General features: G+C 54.0%; 13 protein-coding genes. 9 read left to right on the top strand and 4 right to left on the bottom strand.

The features are described 5' to 3' along the window. The first annotated feature begins 89 nt into the window (after positions 1-89). The 6 genes from ACORNT_RS16470 (at position 90) to ACORNT_RS16445 (ending at position 9183) form a co-directional block, all read left to right on the top strand. The gene (locus ACORNT_RS16470) at positions 90-2411 is read left to right on the top strand and encodes an efflux RND transporter permease subunit (protein ID WP_321393400.1); all 2322 of its coding nucleotides are present in this window, start codon (positions 90-92) and stop codon (positions 2409-2411) included. Next, on the top strand, positions 2398-3216 hold the full coding sequence (locus tag ACORNT_RS16465) for an outer membrane lipoprotein-sorting protein (RefSeq protein ID WP_321393397.1): 819 nt from the start codon (positions 2398-2400) through the stop codon (positions 3214-3216). Before ACORNT_RS16470 ends, ACORNT_RS16465 begins: the two co-directional genes overlap by 14 nt. 271 nt (positions 3217-3487) lie before the next feature. Then, the gene (locus ACORNT_RS16460) at positions 3488-5311 is read left to right on the top strand and encodes a hypothetical protein (RefSeq protein WP_321393394.1); all 1824 of its coding nucleotides are present in this window, start codon (positions 3488-3490) and stop codon (positions 5309-5311) included. Between the two features lie 136 nt (positions 5312-5447). Beyond that, complete coding sequence (locus ACORNT_RS16455) at positions 5448-6182, top strand: hypothetical protein (protein ID WP_321393391.1); 735 nt, start codon at positions 5448-5450, stop codon at positions 6180-6182. Between the two features lie 86 nt (positions 6183-6268). Then, positions 6269-7789 carry a YifB family Mg chelatase-like AAA ATPase gene (locus tag ACORNT_RS16450; RefSeq protein ID WP_321393388.1) on the top strand — a complete coding sequence of 507 codons (1521 nt, stop codon included), beginning with the start codon at positions 6269-6271 and terminating at the stop codon, positions 7787-7789. Between the two features lie 32 nt (positions 7790-7821). After that, entirely contained in the window at positions 7822-9183 is a 1362-nt protein-coding gene (locus tag ACORNT_RS16445; protein WP_321393384.1) for an AmpG family muropeptide MFS transporter, read from the top strand. Between the two features lie 2 nt (positions 9184-9185). Here ACORNT_RS16445 and ACORNT_RS16440 read toward each other — a convergent pair whose 3' ends face one another. After that, positions 9186-9713, bottom strand: coding sequence for a hypothetical protein (locus tag ACORNT_RS16440; protein WP_321393381.1), 528 nt, complete (start codon positions 9711-9713; stop codon positions 9186-9188). A 185-nt stretch (positions 9714-9898) separates the two neighbouring features. Between ACORNT_RS16440 and ACORNT_RS16435 the strand changes: the two genes are divergently transcribed. Continuing rightward, complete coding sequence (locus ACORNT_RS16435) at positions 9899-10747, top strand: GNAT family N-acetyltransferase (protein WP_321393378.1); 849 nt, start codon at positions 9899-9901, stop codon at positions 10745-10747. Positions 10748-11005: 258 nt separating this feature from the next. Here the strand turns inward: ACORNT_RS16435 and ACORNT_RS16430 are convergent, their stop codons facing one another. The 3 genes from ACORNT_RS16430 to ACORNT_RS16420 all read right to left on the bottom strand — a co-directional run bounded on the left by ACORNT_RS16430 (position 11006) and on the right by ACORNT_RS16420 (position 14421). Beyond that, positions 11006-11791: a hypothetical protein gene (locus ACORNT_RS16430; RefSeq protein ID WP_321393376.1), complete on the bottom strand. Its 786-nt coding sequence runs from the start codon at positions 11789-11791 to the stop codon at positions 11006-11008. Continuing rightward, complete coding sequence (locus ACORNT_RS16425; RefSeq protein WP_321393363.1) at positions 11788-11943, bottom strand: hypothetical protein; 156 nt, start codon at positions 11941-11943, stop codon at positions 11788-11790. The genes ACORNT_RS16430 and ACORNT_RS16425 overlap by 4 nt, the downstream gene beginning before the upstream one ends. Positions 11944-12132: 189 nt before the next feature. Beyond that, entirely contained in the window at positions 12133-14421 is a 2289-nt protein-coding gene (locus tag ACORNT_RS16420; RefSeq protein WP_321393360.1) for an NADP-dependent malic enzyme, read from the bottom strand. Positions 14422-14773: 352 nt separating this feature from the next. On the opposite strand from ACORNT_RS16420, the gene mutS reads away from it, so the two are divergent. Continuing rightward, complete coding sequence (mutS, locus tag ACORNT_RS16415) at positions 14774-17485, top strand: DNA mismatch repair protein MutS (RefSeq protein WP_420717582.1); 2712 nt, start codon at positions 14774-14776, stop codon at positions 17483-17485. A gap of 3 nt (positions 17486-17488) precedes the next feature. Further along, positions 17489-20287, top strand: a complete 2799-nt coding sequence (locus ACORNT_RS16410; RefSeq protein ID WP_321393355.1) for a [protein-PII] uridylyltransferase — start codon at positions 17489-17491, stop codon at positions 20285-20287. Positions 20288-20299: the final 12 nt, after the last annotated feature.

The raw sequence follows: 20299 nt of genomic DNA, 5'->3' as shown, positions 1-20299 counted from the left end.
ATAATAACCTGAATTCAATTATGCTCCCTGAAATAAAGGTCGGCAGGTCAGACAGTTGACCAGCGGTCCGGTTTCGGGGAGCAGTTATTATGTCCGACAAATATATTAATTCATACGGCAGGTTTATTGTCCGCTGGCGCTGGCTTGTGGTGCTCCTCTGTTTTGCCTTGATCGGGGTTGTGGGTTCCGGCGTTGGCAAGCTGGGATTTAACACAGATTACAGAATTTTCTTCGGGCCGGATAATCCGCAGCTTGCCACTCAGGACAATCTTGAGGCGACCTATACAAAAGTCGATATGGTGATGATCGGCCTGAAGTCGTCGAAGGATGGTGTATTTACCCGCCGCATGCTGGGTATCGTCCACGACATAACAGAACAGGCCTGGATGTTCCCTTCCGTCCTGCGGGTGGATAGTCTGGCAAACTACCAGCATACTGAAGCTACAGAAGATGATCTGGTGGTGGATGATCTGGTTCGGGATGCAGCTGGGCTTTCCAATGAAGATATTGAGAAAATCAGACAGATAGCGCTCACTGAACCGTCACTGGTCAACAGGCTTGTCTCGGAAGACGAACAGACGACCCAGATCATGTTGACGTTCCAGCCCGCCGATACGCAGCCCGATACCCTCAAGAAGATTGTAACGCCGATCAGGGAAATGGCAGCCCGGATCGAAAAGGACAATCCGGATGTGGAGGTGGCCCTGTCGGGAACGGTGATGATGTCCGTTGCCATGACGGAAGCCGCCGAGGCGGATTCCAACACCCTGGTCCCGGTGATGTTCGTGGTGATTGCGATTACCCTGCTGGTTTTTCTGCGCTCCGTGACCGGCATGATTATCAGTATGGTGGTGGTCTTTTTCTCGGTCATTTTTGCCTTGGGGATGACCGGTCATTATGGTTTTCTTCTGAATATAGCCTCTGCTTCTGCACCGATCATCATCGTTACCATAGCAGTCGCTGACGCCATCCATCTGATGGCAACATTTTACGGCAACATGAGACGCGGAATGGCAAAGCACGATGCGGTCGTGGAAAGTCTCCGGGTCAATTTCCAGCCGGTGTTTATTACTTCCGTGACAACGGCGATCGGTTTTCTGAGCCTGAATTTCAATGACAGTCCGCCGTTTAATCACCTGGGCAACATTGCGGCGCTTGGCGTTTTTGCGGCCTGGATGTTTGCCAACACTTTGTTGCCGGCCCTCGCGGCAATTCTGCCGACCGGCCCGCTTGGGAAAGAACGGCGGGAACAAGTCATTCTGGAAAATTACGTGGAATGGGTGATCGAGCGGCGTAATGTCATTCTGGTGAGTATGATCGCCGTAAGTATTGCGGCGGCGGCGTTCATTCCCCGCCTTGTCTACAACGATAATTTTGTTACCTTTTTCTCTGAAAATATCGAGTTTCGCCGGGATTCCGACTTTATGGTCAAAAATCTTGTCGGCCCCTACACAATGGAGCTCTCTGTTTCTTCCGGGCAGGACGGGGGGATCGCTGAGCCGGACTATCTGAGGCAACTGGAAGAGTTCACCGACTGGCTGAAGGCCCAGCCCGAAGTGGTTCATGTTTTCTCGATCGTTGATGTCATGAAGCGGCTGAATATGAATATGCATGGTGATGATCCGGCCTGGTATAAATTGCCCGAAGAACGCAATCTGGCGGCGCAATATTTGCTCCTTTACGAGATGTCGCTTCCCTATGGCCTGGACCTGAATAACCAGATTGATATCGGAAAATCAGCGACCCGGGTGACGACAAGTCTAGGCAACGTCAATACGACACATATGATTGCACTGAAACAGCGCACCGATCAGTGGTTTGCGGACCGTCAGGGAACGGACCGGATCATAACCGAGGGTGGGAGCAGTCCCGGAATTATTTTTGCCTATCTGACCCGGCGCACGTTTGACAGCATGTTTGTTGGAACCGGTGTGGCCTTTTTCCTGATTTCCTTCTGTCTTGTTGTCGCCCTGCGCAGTTTCCGGCTTGGCCTGATCAGCATCGTGCCGAATGTTCTGCCGGCGGTTGCCGGGTTTGGCATCTGGGCGATTGTGGTCGGAGAAGTCGGGATTTTTGCCTCGGTTGTGACCGCTACGGCGTTGGGGCTTATCGTCGATTGTACCGTTCATTTTCTCAGCAAATATCGCCGGGGCAAGGTGGAAAAGGGGCTGGGAACGGAAGATGCTGTCCGTTACGCCTTTGCCATGGTCGGATCGCCGCTGTGGATTTCATCCCTGGTCCTGATCTGCGGATTTGTGACGCTGGGGTTTTCAGATTATCTAATCAATGCAAAGATGGGCCTGTTGACCGCTCTTGTGATTGCGGTGGCTCTGGTGACAGATTTTCTGCTGTTGCCGACCATACTTTTGTTTGTAGATAAAAAAGGATCGAAAAAAGATGTATCTGCCTAAAGCGACCGCTTGTCTTCTGTTGTTTTCCCTTGTGGGATCATTCGGGGTGTCTATGCCGGCATCGGCGGAAACCGCCGAGGAAAAGGGGTTGGCCATCGCCGAGGAAATGGATCGCCGGGATCTGGGGTTTGGCGACAGTGTTTCCGAACTTGAGATGATCCTGACCAATCGCCAGGGCAAGACCGCCACCCGCTACCTGAAGATCAAGGCCCTGGAAGTGCAGGACCGGGAGCTGGGGGACAAGTCGCTGGTGATTTTTGATCGTCCGCCGGACGTCAAGGGTACCGTTCTGCTGACCCATTCAAAAATTCTGGAACCGGATGACCAGTGGATCTATTTTCCTGCGCTGGGGCAGAAGGGACGCATTAAGCGCATTGACAGCCGCAGCAAGTCAGGCCCCTTCATGGGCAGCGAATTCTCCTACGAGGATATGTCTTCCCGCGAGGTCGGCAAATATAACTACAAATGGCTCCGGGACGAAGCCTGCGGACAGATGACCTGTCATGTGGTGGAGTCTTATCCGCTATATGAAGGCTCGGGCTACACCAAGATTATCTCCTGGATCGATACAGGTGAATACCGAGTCCACAAGATCGAGTTTTTCAACCGGGGAGGCGCTCATTTCAAGACGCTGATCTTAAGCAACTATCAGAAATATCTTGATAAATTCTGGCGGGCCCATGACCTCTATATGGTTAATAACCTGACCGGGAAAAATACCCGCCTGCTTATGAGTCGCTTTGAATTTCGTCAAGGTCTGGAAGACAGGGACTTTACCAGGTCCCGAATGGCGACCGCGAAATAAAATCCGAAACCCCTTATATTCTCCCGTTTTCCCGGCATTTTCACTGAAGTGTCGGACTTTCTCCTTTATTTATGGTTAACGTCCGTTAATCTTGAGCCTGTTTTATGGTTAATGCCGGTTAACCTTAAGAGACTGAGCAGGTTGGGATAGATTGTTCAAAAGTTTATTTAAATACGCAGAAAGAACTATTTAAATACATTGGATTTTTATCTCCTTCTACATTTGTTTCTGCAAAAGTTTCAGAGAATCAATGACATAAATGGGGTTATTCGTGCGTAAAACCGAGACTGGGACCCAAATTAAAAGGGCTGCACAAAAAACATATCTGAACAGCGGCACCGCTATTGCCGCCCTTCTGCTGTCTGCATCTTATGTTGCCACGCCGGTAAATGCGGAAGTTCTGGCCGTCCGGTCAGGCAAGCATCCTGACATGACCCGTATCGTCGTCGATCTCAGCGAGCAGGCCCCTTATGCAGTAACCTATCATGATGATCCGCGCCGGATTATTATTGAACTCAGGGACCGGGCAGGGGAGCCGATCACACCCGCCCTGACCGAACGGGCGGAAGCCGTCGGATTATTGCAGGCGGTCAATGTGGAAAATCTTGAGGATGGACTGCGTCTTGAAATTACCCTCCGCCGCCCGGCCACCGTATCCCGCTCCTTCGGTTTGAAAGCTGCAGATGGCCGACCGCACCGGCTGGTGTTTGATCTTCTGCCGGTCAGCGAGGCGGAATGGTCTCGCCAGGTGCGTGCGTCACTGCCACCTGAACCGGAGCCAGTCGCCGAGCCCGAACCTGTGGCTGAACCGGAAGAGCCGGCCGAACCCGCGCCTGTTCCCGAAGCGGAACCCATGCAGGCGCCGTCTCCCTTTGCGTCGGAAATGGCGCCCATGCCGCCGGCCCAGGAAGAGAAATATAACGAAACCGTCTATGAAGACGAATATAACGGATTTGATTTTTCCGGTTATGTGGAAGCCGAGGGACGGATTTATCCGCAGACGGCCTTTTATCCGGAACCGGAAGACTGGACCCTGTCCGTTGCCGCCGAACCGCGGCTCGAATATGTCTCGGAAGACGGCAATCATATTTTCATCGCTGACCTTTTCGGGCGGGTTGATGTTCAGGATGACGATCGCAGTCATTTTGATATTCGCGAGTTTAAATGGCTCGGTGTTTTTAACGATCTGACGGTGACCGCCGGGATCAACACTGTTTTCTGGGGGGTGACTGAATCCAACCATCTGGTGGATATTCTCAACCAGGATGATTTCCTCGAGGATGTGGACCAGGAGGACAAGCTCGGCCAGCCCATGCTGAATATCAGTTACATGACCGATATCGGGACCTTTTCCGCTTATCTGATGGCCTACTTTCGGGAGCGTAAATTCCCCGGCATCGATGGTCGTTTGCGCATGCCCCTGCGGGTGGATTATGACCAGACTGTTTATGAGTCCGGGGATGAGGAATGGAATCCCGACTGGGCCGTCCGCTGGTCCCATGTGATCGGTGATTTTGATCTTGGTCTCTATCATTTCCAGGGCACTTCCCGGGATCCGGAATTTATGATGGGTCTTGATGGCCCGGGTAATCCGGTGCTGATCCCCTATTACCGGCTGATTCACCAGACCGGCGTCGACATCCAGGCGACAAAAGGCGGCTTCCTGTGGAAATTCGAAGGGATTTACCAGACCAACAGTGGCGATGCGATCTGGGGCGACGATTACTGGGCTATGGCCGGCGGGGCGGAATATACTTTCTATGGTCTCGGCGGCGGTGCTTCGGATCTGGGCATGCTGGTGGAATATAACTATGACGACCGCGGCGACCTGTCGACGTCATTCCTGGAGGATGACCTGTTTGTCGGTCTGCGCTGGACGGCCAATGACGAGAGCAGCACAGAACTTCTGGTCGGCGCCATGTTTGATATGAATACCTCCGCCAAGCTCTTGAATGTGGAAGGCAGCCGGCGGATCGGGGAATATTGGAAAGTCAGTGTAGATGCGCGGTTTTTCCTGAACGTGCCGCCCGGAGATCCCGTTTACGGCCTGTCCCGGGATGATTTCTTCCAGCTTCGTGTCGCCCGCTATTTCTGATTTTCCTGCCAGTTTTTTCGGGCCCTGTTGCCGGCGGCTTCACATTTTGGTGATACCGTCCATATTTTCATGCAACAATATTGCATTCCGACGGAAAACTGTATAAAATTGCAACTTCTGATTTGCAGGGGCGATAATGAGACAGCATCGAAACATAACAGTGACAGAAAAACTGACAGGTTTGGCCGTGGCCATGCTGCTGGTTGGTGGTCTGTCGTCTGCGACCGGTTCCCTGCTTAATCGCTCTAATGACCGTCTGGATTATGATTTTGTCGCCTTTGATAATGACTTTAGCGCCTTTGACGATTTCGCTGCACCGGTTATCCGGGTAGAGGCAGTGGAAGGCCTGGATAAAATGTTCTTTCCGCGCGAATTCATGGATGAGCGCAGTGCCGAGGCTTTGGAGCAATCTCTGGAATATGGACTGGCCCAGGCAGAAGAGCTCCTGAATCTGCATGAAAGCAAGCTGGAAGCTCTCGAAACCACTCTGGAAGATGTGCTCGATATGCCCCGCATACCGGAACCTCTGCGGGCAGAAATGATTTCCGAGATTTCCATGCAAATCCGTCAGGCCGAGCGGGAAGTTCGCCGGACTATGGCAGAAACCCGCCGGGCAATGGCTGAAACAGCCAGAGCAGGGGCAGAAAGCCATCGGGCAGTGGCTGAGGCAGCCAGAGCGAGGGTGGAAGCTGCGGAGGCGGCTCCCGCCATTGAACAGGCCAGGCCCAAACTCGCTCCCTTGCAAAAATTGCTTCCCCTGCCGCCGGTCACTCCTGAAAGACAGGCTTGTGGTGACAGGAAAAAGTCCGATGAAGAAAAGGGCAGCAAGGATGGCAAGGAAGGCTTCATGGAAGCTCTCTCCTTCGTCTGACACATTAATTCCCCTAAAAGTTGTAATTCATACAATATACGCGCTATAGTTGTTTCTTCCTGAAGCCAAAGCTTTTTGGGGGAGCCATGGTTGCGCATATTACAACAGTTGCCTTTGTCGGCATTGAGGCCCGTCCGGTCGACGTTCAGGTTCAGGTCGCCAACGGCCTGCCGTCCTTCACCATTGTTGGCCTGCCGGACAAGGCGGTGGCGGAAAGCCGGGAGAGGGTGCGTGCCGCGCTCGGCGCGATCGGTCTGTCCCTTCCGCCCAAGCGTATAACCGTCAATCTGGCTCCGGCTGACCTGCCCAAGGAAGGCAGCCATTATGACCTGCCCATCGCCATGGGTGTGCTGGTGGCCATGGGGGCGGTGACAAGTGATATTATGGATGGTTGTCTGGTTCTGGGCGAACTCGGCCTTGACGGCGGCCTGCAGGCGGTGCCCGGTGTCCTGCCCGCGGCCATGCGGGCCATGCAGGAAGACCGGGGCCTGATTTGTCCCGAAACCTGCGGCGGGGAGGCGGCCTGGGCCGGAGAACTGGATATCATTGCGGCCGACACATTGCTCAGTCTGATCAATCATCTGAAGGGATCGCAGCTTCTGGCCTCGCCGCGACCGTCGATGGAGCGGGATGATAGTCATATCCCGGACATGAGAGATATCAAGGGACAGGAAAGCGCCAAGCGGGCGCTGGAGGTGGCGGCAGCCGGTTCTCATAATCTGAATATGATAGGTCCACCGGGATCGGGCAAGTCCATGCTTGCGGCACGTCTTCCCGGTATCCTGCCGCCCATGGATCCGGCCGAGATACTGGAAGTCAGCATGATTGCCTCGGTCGCGGGACTTCTGACCAATGGCGGTATTACCAGGCGGCGGCCGTTCCGCAATCCCCATCATTCCGCCTCGATGGCGGCGCTGACCGGTGGCGGTTTCAAGGCCCGGCCGGGGGAGGTATCTCTGGCTCACCGGGGCGTGTTGTTCCTGGACGAACTGGCGGAATTCCAGCGCCCGGCTCTCGACAGCCTGCGGCAGCCCATGGAAAGTGGCGAGGCGGTGGTGGCGCGGGCCAACATGCATGTAACCTACCCGGCGCGGTTCCAGCTGATATCCGCCATGAACCCCTGCCGCTGCGGCCATATTGACGACCCGGCCCGGGCCTGCAGCCGGGCGCCGAAATGTGCCAATGATTATCAGGCCCGCATTTCCGGACCATTGATGGACCGGATTGATATCCATATCGAGGTGCCGGCGGTGAGTGCCCTTGACCTGACCCTGCGGCCACCGGCGGAAGGCACGGAAGAAGTGGCCGCCCGGGTGGCGCAGGCGCGGCAACGTCAGCGGGATAGATACCGGGCGATGGATCTTGGCGACAGGGTGCGCACCAATGCGGAAGCGGACGGCAAGGTGCTGGAGCAGGTGACGGAGATGGACAAGGCAGGACGGGAGATGCTCGCCCGGGCGGCTGAAATGATGAAACTGACGGCCCGCGGTTATCACCGGGTGCTGCGGGTGGCCCGCACTCTTGCCGACCTTGACGGGGTCGACGGGATCGGTCAAACTCACATCGCCGAGGCGCTGAGTTATCGGCAGCAGAAACTAAGTTATTGAAAATAAAAACAACCAAGCCCGGGTATCTGTCTGTGAGCACATCCATTCCTGAGAAAAAAAGCTGGTGGGACGCCATCGAAATCTATCGCCGTCCGCGCCTGATCGGCATTTTCGGTATGGGGATTTCCAGCGGGTTCCCGCTGACTCTTGTGCTCTCCACTCTGGGCTACTGGCTCAGCCAGGAGGGCGTGGATGCCGAAACCATCGGCCTGCTGGCGGTGGTGACCATGCCCTACAGTCTGAAGTTCCTCTGGTCGCCGCTAATCGACTGGATCAAGCTGCCGCTTATGCATAAGTCCTTTGGCCGACGACGTTCCTGGCTGTTTCTGATCCAGGCGGGGCTTACAGCGGCGGTGCTGTTCCTGGGGTCCACCAATCCCAAGGAAGGCGCGATGTTGGTTGGACTCGGCGCGCTTCTGGTATCCTTTATGAGCGCATCCCAGGATATCGTGCTGGATGCCTACCGTATTGAAATCCTCACAGATGAGGAACAACCCGCCGGGGCGGCGATGATTCAGTTTGGTTACCGGATCGGCAATTACATATCTGGTACCGGGGGACTCGCACTGGCGGCTCTGTATGACTGGCATGTGGCCTATTATGTCCTCAGCCTCCAGGTCCTGTGCGGCGTGCTGCCCGCGCTGCTGCTCGGCGAACCGAAGCGGGACGGGCACGAACTGGTGGAGCAGGAAACCGAGGCCGTAGAGCACTGGCTCAAGGATGAGGTGCACGCACCGACAGCCCTCAGCCTGTTTGTGGAAAATTTTTATCTCAGCGTCATTGTACCGTTCAAGGAATTCATGAGCCGTCACGGTTGGATGCTGATCCTGTTGTTTATCATCTTGCTCAAAATCGGGGACGGCATGGCGTCGGTGATGACCCCTGTACTTTTGGTTGATCTTGGTTTCAGTAATGCGGAAATCATATACGCCAACAAGACAGTAGGAGCTATTGCTTTGCTGATAGGTATTTTTGTCGGTGGCTTGTTATTGAAATGGACGGGAACTTATCGCGGTCTCTTCATTGCGGCTGTGTTGATGATGGTCTCGAACCTGAGCTTCGCAGTCCTTAATGAGGTGGGGTACAATGTGCCGCTTCTGGCCTTTACAATGGGGTTTGAAAATTTTGCCTCCGGTCTTGGCGGTACCCTGGCGATCGCTTATCTTTCCGGCCTTTGTAACCTGGCTTATACCGCCACCCAGTATGCGTTATTGTCTTCGCTGGCGTCTGTGGGGCGGGGAGTTCTTGCCGCCCCGTCCGGCTTCGGCTATGCGGAATGGGGGCCAACCGCCTTCTTTATCTTCACCACCATTGCCGCGATTCCGGCCATTATCCTGCTGTTCTGGATGCGCAAGCTGGGCACTGTGTCAGAGGACTTGCGGGTCAAAAGCTGATCTCACATCTTTTTGGCAATAAGGGTCAGGGGGTTGCGGCGGAAGCGGTCTTTCCAGTGCAGTTTGAAACCATGCCGTTCCATCAGGTAAAACAGCGTACGCCGCCCGAAAATATGTTTCTGGCCGGGCAGGGGGGCAGGACGGTGAAAACGGCTTTTCACCGGACAGACGATCATCAGCATGCCGCCGGTCTTCAGGCTCAGGTAACGTTCCCGGAAATAGTCGTTGAGATCATCGGTAAAAAGCGGCACGTAAAGGCTCGCGATGCCGTCCAGATCCCGTTGCCCCGGAGAATAAGTTTCTTCCTCCAGGGGGATTGTAAAGGCATTCTCGCTTCTTATGTTGGTTCCGGAACAGTAACGATGTAACTGTAATATACTTTTATCGCAGCGTGACCTGTCATAGGGAGAGGGGGCGCTGAAAGAGCCGGGTGAACAGAGACGTTCATAGCCGCAAAAGCCGCAACAGGCACTGTCCGATCCGGTGTTTCGGGTCAGTCTGGCGCCGCAGGCAGGACATGATGTAGACATATTGACCATGTATAGATCACTGCATAGTTCGGATTTTACCGGTAGTTAACGCTTATTTTTTCTTTAATATGTAAAGAGTTAGGCGGAAAATGGAACAGCAAATGTTAAAAAGCTGGGGTTTTTGCAAAAAAACTTTTACATTGCTGTCATGAAATTGACCCTTCTTTGGGTTAGGTATCAGGGTTATGAAACTGGATATGATGAAAGCAAGCGCTGAAAAATTCAGATGGGATCAGTCCGACGAGGCACCGATCCTGGTGAAATCCGGCGTTTATGAAGTACGCCTCGCCCGCTCCGACGACGAGGTGGCTGCCGCTCAGGCCCTGCGTTACAAGGTCTTTTTCGAAGAAATGAAAGCCATCCCGACGGAGACCATGCGTACCCTGGCCCGGGATTTCGATGATTTCGACAATGTCTGCGACCATCTTCTGGCTTTCGATACCAGCAAGACCGGGCCGGACTCGGTGATTGCGACCTACCGTCTTCTGCGGGAAGAAAAGACCGGCGGCATCGACGACTTTTATTCGGCCCAGGAATATGACATCAGCAACCTGTTCAAGCCGGCTTTCCGGGATATGCTGGGCGACCGGCAGTTGCTCGAACTTGGCCGCAGCTGTGTCCATGCCGATTATCGCACCAATAATGTGATGCAGATCATGTGGCGCGCCATTGCCCGCTATATCGACAAACACAAGATCGGATATCTGTTTGGCTGTGCGAGCCTGCCGGGCATCAATCCGGACGAGATGAAGCTGCAACTGAGCTACCTCTATAACAGTCACAAGACCCCGGAAGACTTTAATATTCCGGCGGTGGATGCACGTTATCAGAAAATGGATTTCATGACGGCGGAAGAATATGACGACCGCATGGCCCGCCGGGCGCTGGCGCCACTGGTCAAGGGTTATCTGCGTCTGGGATGCTATATCGGCGACGGCGCCGTGGTCGACGAGCAGTTCAATACCACCGACGTCTTTATCCTGCTGCCCGTAGACAGCATCCAGCGGCGGTACCTGGGACTGTTTGATAGCTAGGACTGCCCGGACAGCCATGTAAAAGAACTAAAGTCCGCCAGCGAGCGGGCTTTTTTGTTGTTTTATTTCCGTTCGAATGACGGTTATTTTTACCGAAGCCAAGGTCCGGAAGGCTGAAAAGAGGGCAGGGCCGGAAAAAGATTAAATTCGGTTACTGTCACCGTAATCCCCAAATAAAAATCTGTACGTTGATCATTGTCAATTAGGCCTTGCCACCTCGCAATATCTTCACTTGTGATCACAGTTTCAGTCATAGAGTTATTCCTCCGGCCATAATCCATATTCCTTTGGCAATGTCATTGAACCCAGTATGAGCTGAGTAACCCGATTGTCTATTTCCCGCCAACGGCCTAAATTCCGAGAGTAAAAGCTTATTTCAACATACAAGTCATCGAAAATATCTTTGGTAAGCACGCACTTGCCATTAACAGGAAGGTCTTCAAGCACACACCGAATAAAAAAGCCTTTTGGGCGCGTACTCTCTGGATAAACATAATAGCTATTTACTGGGCTGCTCCCTTCGATGATTTGTCCATCCTGCAAATACCATCTTCGCCCAACTAAATGGTCCGCAGGAAAACCTTTCCTTTGTCGATCACTCAAACCTAAAAAGGTAAGACCATACATACTTGTTAGCTCTAACTTATCCCTCAATATCTCTGGAAAAATTCTTTGTTGTTTTTTATATGCTGCATATTCATTTCCAGCTTTTAGAGAAATACTTAAATAGTTTTCCAACTTGTCTTCATAACTCATTTTCTTTGAAATATCGTCGGTTCCAAGACGCCACTTGACATATTTCTCAGCAACAAATTTTCCTGGTCTTAATCTTATTTCCAATTGCAATTCTTCGTATTTTTGATCTAAAACTGGATATGAAATATAGGAGTTAGGTAATTGAAAAACATATTTGCCGTCCTTATCTAATAACACCACATCTACTAATGCATTGTCAGGCGGCTCCGATGTCTGCATCTGTGAAAATGCGAATGACAGCCCAACTAAAACGAAAATAACAACACATATTTTCGTGAGAAGCCTCACTCCCCGATCTCCTTGACTTCCCGCTTGCCGGTGGCGGGATCGGTATGGTGGAACTTGATTTTTCTGCCTTTGAACGGCCCCTGGATCAGGTCGGCCAGCATCTTGTCGGCCAAGACCTTGTCAACTGGCTTTGTCTGAAAATAGTTTCCCACGGACTTTCCCCCTTACCCTGAAACCGGCACTCGATATGAGACCCTTATGGTAACCGTAACCGGCAAAGGCTGGCAAGCCGGGATTTTCAGGTCTCTTTTTTCGATCTATGGAAATTTGGTAAGGGGCTGGTAAAAAGAACAAAAGCCCGCAGGGTCTGCGGGCATTTATTAATGTCTGGTATCGGGGGCTCAGCCCCCGGCTTTCTCCCGCACTATATTCACATTATGGGCGGCCAGGGCGGCCATATTGATGATCTCGGAGGCATAGGCGCCCATGGGTACGATCTGTACTGAATGGCCGAGGCCCACCAGCATGGGGCCGATTACCGTACCGCCGCCCATTTCCCGGAACAGCTTGGTGGAGATATTGGCCGAATGCATGCCCGGCATGATCAGCACATTGGCCGGACCGCTGAGGCGGCAGAAGGGGTATTTTTCCATGATTTCAGGGTTAAGAGCCACACCCGGGTGCATTTCGCCCTCATATTCAAAACCCACTTTGCGGCTGTCCAGGATCTGCACTCCTTCTCGGGAATGTTGCGCCAGGATGCCGCCTTCCGGATTGCCGAAATTGGTATATGACATCAGCGCCACCCTGGGCTCGATGCCGAAATGGCGGACGATTTCCGCCGCATGTTCGGCGGTATCGGCCATATCCTCGCCGGTCGGCAGCTCGTTGATGGCGGTATCGGCGACAAAGATCGTACGATCGCCCTTGACCATGATGCTGAGGCCCATGGCCCGCCTGCCGGGGATCGGATCGATCACTTTCATCACACTGTCCAGCGCTGCCGCATAATGGCGGATATGGCCGGTGATCATGGCGTCTGCATCGCCGAGCGCCAGCATGCAGGCGGCGAACACGTTGCGGTCGGTTTCCACCAGCCGCATGCAGTCCCGGAACAGGTAGCCCTTGCGCTGCAACTTGCCGAACAGATATTCGGCATATTTCCGGCTCTTGTCACTGCTACGGGCATGATGGATTTCAATCTTGTCGTTCCGGTCATGGCCCATATGTTCCAGAAGGTCGCGGATTTTTTTCTCATGGCCGATCAGGATGATCTTGCCGAAACCGTTCTGTTCAAAACCAAGCGCGGCGCGTAAGACCGTTTCCTCGTCGCCTTCGGTAAAGACCACCCGTTTCGGGTCCTGGTCCAGCTTGTCGAAAATCATCTGCAGGGTGCCGGTGGTCGGGTTGAGCCGGGCCGCCAGTTCCTTTTTATATTCGGCCATGTCGATGATCGGTCGGCTGGCGGCACCGCTGTCCATGGCGGCCTGGGCCACGGCCGGGCTGATGGAACTGATCAGTCGCGGATCAAACGGGGCAGGGATGATATATTTCGGGCCGTATTTGGGATGTTCCCCGGCATAGGCGGAGGCCACCTCGTCCGGCACGTCTTCCCGCGCCAGTTCGGCGATGGCCCGGGCGGCGGCAATTTTCATTTCATCATTGATGCGGGTCGCGCGCACATCCAGCGCCCCCCGGAAAATATAGGGGAAACCCAGCACATTATTGACCTGGTTGGGATAGTCGGACCGGCCGGTGGCGACAATCGCGTCCTGGCGGACGGTCTCCACTTCTTCCGGCGTGATTTCCGGGTCAGGGTTGGCCATGGCAAAGATAATCGGCTTGTCGGCCATGCCGGCGACCATTTCCGGGGTCACGGCACCCTTGACGGACAATCCCAAGAAGATATCCGCACCCTTCAGCGCTTCTTTCAGGGTCCGGCGGCCGGTTTTGACCGCATGGGCCGACTTCCACTGGTTCATGCCTTCCTTGCGGCCCTGATAAATCACACCCTTGCTGTCGCACATGGTGACATTGTCATGCGGGATACCCATGGCCTTGATCAGTTCGGTACAGGCGATGGCCGCGGCGCCGGCGCCATTGACCACAACCGTGGCGTCCTTGATGTTACGCCCGGTCAGGTCCAGGGCGTTGAAAATGCCGGCGGCGCAGATGATGGCCGTACCGTGCTGGTCGTCATGGAAAACCGGGATGTCCATTTCCTCGCGCAGGCGCTGCTCGATGATGAAACATTCCGGAGCCTTGATGTCCTCCAGATTGATGCCGCCAAAAGTGGGGCCGAGGCAGCGCACGCAGTTGATGAACTCCTCCACATCCTTGCAGTCTACCTCCAGATCCATGGAATCCACGTCGGCAAAGCGTTTGAAGAGCACGGCCTTGCCCTCCATAACCGGCTTTGCCGCCAGCGGACCGAGGTTACCAAGTCCCAGAATGGCGGACCCGTCGGTGATCACAGCGACCAGATTACCCTTGGCGGTATAGTCCCAGGCGGTAGAGGGATTGTCGGCGATGGCCCGCACCGGGGCTGCTACACCGGGGGAATAGGCCAGCGACAGATCGCGCTGGGTAGCCATGGATTTGCTGGCAATGATTTCTATTTTGCCCGGACGCCCTGCGGAATGATAATGCAGGGCTTCCTTGTCGCTGAACTGGGATTTCTTGTCGCTCATTTTTTTACCTGTTGTCTCACATCTTTTCCTGTAATGACCTTTTATGTCATCCGGATTTCATTTTTTTGTTTCTTCATTGGCCGTGGGAATTGCTTTCCCAGGGTGAAGAAGATAGAGTCTCACCCTTGATCCTAAAAGTAAAACAGACCCATTTGTTATCATGGACCTGTTCCTTGGAGAGGACCAGAATAGTATTTATATTTCTATTTCGAAACCTATATTGAAATATAATAACAAAAACAACCTAAAAATATAATTTAATATTATTTCATCACATTTTTTATCTATGACGACCAGTATGGACAAAATCACGACGGCAGAGCAGGGTACGGGAGACGGCAAAAACCGGTCCATGGAAAAACCAGCTCAGAAAACATCGAAACCTGCCAAAACCACGCCCATGATGGAGCAGTTTCTCGAGATCAAGGCGGCGCATCCGGATTATCTGTTGTTTTACCGGATGGGGGATTTTTACGAGTTGTTTTTTGATGATGCGGTCAAGGCGTCGGAGGCGCTGGATATCACCCTGACCAAGCGCGGCAAGCATATGGAGGAAGATATCCCCATGTGCGGGGTGCCTGTGCATGCGGCTGAAAGCTATCTGGCCCGCCTGATCCGCAGGGGATTCAAGGTGGCGGTCTGCGAACAGATGGAAGATCCGGCCGAAGCCAAGAAACGCGGCGCCAAGTCGGTGGTGCGCCGGGATGTGATCCGGCTGGTGACGCCGGGCACCATTACCGAGGAAAACCTGCTCGATGCCCGACAGCATAACTATCTGGCGGCTCTTTGTGTGGTTCAGGGTTGCTACGGGTTGGCCTGGCTGGATATCTCCACTGGTGATTTTCATGTCAGCGCCATCGAACCGTCCAACCTGGATGCGGAGCTTGCCCGTCTGCGCCCCGGCGAGGTCATTTTACCGTCCAGTCTTCTGGTGGACGAGAATATCCGCCATGTGCTTGAGGAATGGTCCGACCGCCTCAGTCCCCAGGACAGTGACGGATTTGACAGCCGGCTAGCGGAAAAGCGCCTGAAGGAGTATTTCGGGGTTTCGGTCCTGGACGGCCTCGGCAGCTTCGGACATGCGGAAATGTCGGCCTGCGGGGCGCTGCTCAATTATGTGACGGAAACCCAGAAAGGCAAGGCGCCCCGGCTATCCCGGCCGGTGCCGGTGGGTGAAGACAGCAGCATGATGATCGACGGGGCGACCCGCCGCAATCTGGAACTGAGCGTGACTTTGAGTGGAGAGAAAAAGGGCAGTCTGCTGAGTGTCATCGACCGGACGGTGACCGGGGCAGGGGCGCGACTTTTGTTCACCCGTCTCAGTGCGCCGCTGATGGATCCCGACCTGATCAACCGGCGGCTCGACAAGGTGGCCTTTTTCCAGGAAGAGGAAGGTTTTCGCCGCCAGTGCCGGGACGTCCTGCGCAAATGCCCGGATATGGAACGGGCGCTGTCCCGCCTGTCTGTGGGCCGCGGCGGTCCTCGGGATCTTGCCGCCATCCGTGATGGTCTCCTGCAGTCCGACGAACTGGGGAAGATGCTGCGGAGCGTCTGTGACCGCCAAGCGCGGGAAAAGATCCTGCCGCCGCTGGAACTGGATGAAATTATGGTTCATCTGGGTGAACATGGTGCGCTGATCGAACTTCTGGACCGGGCGCTGGCCGAGGAACTGCCGACCATCATCCGGGACGGTAACTTTATTGCGGCGGGTTTCCACGAGGAACTTGACGAGTTTCGCCAGTTGCGCGATCAGAGCCGGCAGATGATTGCCGCCCTGGAAGGGGATTACCGGGAAAAGACCGGCATCAGTGCCCTGAAGGTCCGGCATAATAATGTGCTGGGATATTATATCGAGGTCACGGCCACCCATGCGGATAAAATGATGGCGCCGCCGTTATCCGAGGAATTTATTCATCGCCAGACCCTGGCCAGTGCAGTGCGTTTCAACAGTTCGGAACTGGCGAGACTGGCCAGCAAGATCGGCCAGGCCGGGGCCCGCTCTCTGGAGCTGGAACATGACCTTTTCGAGCAGCTTGTCAGTACGGTGCTGGCCGATTGGGATGCCATTACTCTGGCCGCCCGTTCGCTGGCGCGGCTCGATGTGGCCTCCTCGCTGGCCGAGCTTGCCGCCGGACGGAATTATAGCCGGCCCAAAGTGGACGACAGCCTGACATTCGAGATTGAGGCCGGTCGCCATCCGGTGGTCGAGGCGGCTGTTGCCGGTGACCAGCAGGGCCATTTTGTTGCCAATGACTGTGATTTGACCGGGGAAAACCGCTTGTGGCTGATCACCGGTCCCAACATGGCCGGTAAAAGTACGTTTCTCAGGCAGAATGCCCTGATTTCCATTCTGGCGCAGATGGGCAGTTTTGTGCCCGCCCGCAGGGCCCATATCGGGGTTGTCGACCGCTTGTTCAGCCGGGTCGGCGCCAGTGACGATCTGGCCCGGGGCAGGTCCACTTTCATGGTCGAGATGGTGGAAACAGCCGCCATCCTCAACCAGTCCGGGGAACGTTCGCTGGTGATACTGGATGAAATCGGCCGGGGTACCGCCACCTACGACGGTCTGTCCATCGCCTGGGCGGCAGTGGAACATCTGCATGAGTCCAACCGCTGTCGCGGCCTTTTCGCCACTCACTACCATGAAATGACGGCCCTGGCCTCGAAACTCGCGAATCTGTCCTTACATTTTATGAAGGTCAGGGAATGGGAAGGTGATGTGGTGTTCCTGCACGAAGTAGGCCCGGGTGCTGCCGACCGTTCCTATGGCATACAGGTGGCCAAACTGGCGGGATTGCCGCCGGTAGTGATCAAGCGGGCCCGGCAGGTGCTGGACAGTCTGGAACAGAGCAGCGGCGGCATCAGCAAGGGCCGGAATATGAATCTCGTGGCTGATGAATTGCCACTTTTTTCAGTATTTCAGTCTGGTATGGAGCCAGAAAAAGGATATGCTTCAGAAGTCGAAGAGATGCTGGAGACAATAAATCCCGATGATCTTGCCCCGAGGGAAGCGCTGGAGCTTCTGTACAGGCTAAAGGAACTTTCGGATAAACAATCAGGGTAAATTATGAGAAAAGTCAGAAATCATCTGGCGATTATTAACGGTCAGAAACTGCTTCGGGAATTCGAACAACTGAAGGAAGAATATTCTCCGGATGCGATCCGGATGCCGTTGCTTGAACTTCTGAAAAAGACCTATCAGCATGGCTTCGAAGCCATCAAACGACGCTGCGATGACGGGGAAAGCGGCATTGTGCTGGTCCGGGCCCAGAGTTACCTGACTGACGAAATCATCAAATTTATCTATAACGCAACGACTGAATATATCTATTATCAACCCAATCCGACCAAGTCGGAACAGCTTTGCCTGGTCGCCATTGGCGGTTATGGTCGCGCAGAAATGGCACCCTATTCGGACATCGATCTGTTATTCCTGCTGCCCTACAAGCAGACGCCCTGGGGGGAAAAGGTTGTCGAATATATGCTCTATCTTATGTGGGATATGGGCCTGAAAGTGGGACACGCGACCCGTACCGTTACGGAATGCATTCGCCTGTCCAAGGATGACCTGACCATCAAGACCTCGCTTCTGGAAGCCCGTTATATATGGGGGGAGAAGGCTCTTTTTGACGAATTCCTGACCAGATATGACAAGGAAGTTATCGCCGGGCATGAGCCGGAATTTATTGAACAGAAGCTGGCGGAACGGGACGAGCGTCATCATAAAATGGGTGACAGCCGTTATGTGGTCGAACCAAACCTGAAAGACGGCAAAGGCGGTCTTAGGGACCTGCAGACTCTTTACTGGATATCCAAGTTTATCTACGGCGTTCATTCGGTGTCGGAAGTGGTGAAAAAGGGCGTGTTCACGAAGGAGGAATATCGCCAGTTCCAGAAAGCCGCCAGATTCTTCTATACGGTTCGCTGCCACCTGCATTTTCTGGTCGGCCGACCCGAGGAACGCATCACCTTTGATGTCCAGAAAACCCTGGCGGAAAAGCTCGGTTATACCGACCGCCCGGGTTCATCCGGGGTTGAACGTTTCATGAAGCATTATTTCCTGACTGCGAAAAATGTCGGGGATCTGACCCGTATCTTCTGCTCTTACCTGGAAGCCAAACACAAGCGCAAACCGCGCCTCAGAATGCCGGGATTTGGGCTGAAGAAAAAGAAAATTGATGGTTTTCCGGTCGATGGCAGCAGGATTTCCGTGACAAGCGTCAAGACGTTTGCCGATAATCCTGTGGAAATGATCCGCATTTTTTATGTGGCCCAGAAGTATAATATTGATATCCATCCCAAGGCGTTGCGCCTGATCCGGCAGAACCTGAAGAAAATAGACAGGAATGTGCGCAATGACCCGGTGGCCAATCATCTGTTTCTGGAGATTCTGACCTATCGGAAAGGTCCGGGATTCATTCTGCGCATGATGAATGAAGCCGGTGTCTTCGGCCGGTTTATTCCTGATTTCGGCCGGGTTGTCGCCCAGATGCAATATGACATGTATCATGTCTATACGGTTGACGAACATACCATCCGGGCCATCGAGTTGTTGTCCGAGGTCGAACAGGGCACCCTGGCGGAGGATCATCCTCTGGCCAACGAAATTATTCACAAGGTTATTTCCCGCCGGGTCCTGTATGTGGCGGTTCTGCTGCATGATATTGCCAAGGGTCGCAAGGGCGATCATTCGGTTCTCGGGGAAGAGGTCGCGCGCAAACTCTGCCCACGTTTCGGATTGTCGGCGGCGGAGACCGAAACCGTGGCCTGGCTGGTGCGCTGGCACCTGCTTATGACCATGGTTGCGTTCAAGCGTGACCTTAATGATCCGAAGACCATTGCCGACTTTGCCAAACAGGTGCAAAGCCCGGAACGGCTCAGGCTCCTGCTTGTCCTGACAGTCGTGGATATCCGGGCGGTGGGTCCTAAAATCTGGAACGGCTGGAAGGGGCAGTTGCTCCGGGAGCTTTATTACAATGCCGAGGAATATCTTCTGGGCGGCCAGATCGAAGGCAGCCACCAGCACCGTGTTCAGGAAGTCCTGAAAGGACTGCGGTCCAGGTTGCCGGCCTGGTCGGATGAGGAATTCGAGAAATTTTCCGAGAGATTTTATGACAATTTCTGGCTGGCGCTGGATGAAAATCTGCTGCCGAGGATTGCGGAAATTGTCAGGAAAGCGGATGAAGAAAAGGAAACCCTGTCCATTACAACCCGGTCCGATGAATTCAGGGAGATTACGGAGCTCACCGTCTATACACCGGACCATCCCGGCCTGTTTGCCCGTATTACAGGGGCTATTGCGGTCAGCGGCGCATCCATTCAGGATGCCAAGATTTTCACCACCAAGGACGGCATGGCGCTGGATACATTCTGGATCCAGGAATCAGACGAAAGCGCCTTTGACGACAGCGCCAAGCAGAAAAAGCTGAAAGAGAATATCCGCGATACCCTGCTGGGTAAAATTCTGCCGCGGGAAGTTCTGGCCCAGCGCCGCAAAAGCAAAACCAGCAAACGCACTGCCGTCTTTACCGTGGAACCTGTTGTATTGGTGGATAACAACGCCAGCAACACCTATACGGTGATCGAGGTCAACGGCCTGGACCGGATTGGTTTTCTGTATGACCTGTCGCGGACGCTGATGGACATGAAAGTGACAATCGGCAGCGCCCATATTGCCACCTATGGTGAACGGGCGCTGGCGGTGTTTTTCCTCAAGGATCTGTTCGGTCATAAAATCACTCATAACCAGAAACTGGCCCAGATCGAGAAAAACCTTCTGGAAGTCTTGTCAGAGGATAAAAGCTCGGGCAGAGTGAGCCAGAAAAAGTCGGAAAAAACAGGTAAAGAAGTTCGGGAAGCGTCCTAGGGAATAGCCCGG

The sequence above is a fragment of the Emcibacter sp. genome (assembly GCF_963675455.1).
Taxonomy (GTDB): domain Bacteria; phylum Pseudomonadota; class Alphaproteobacteria; order Sphingomonadales; family Emcibacteraceae; genus Emcibacter.
Note: the sequence above shows the minus strand (reverse complement) of the source record. Positions and strands in the feature narration are given on the sequence as shown.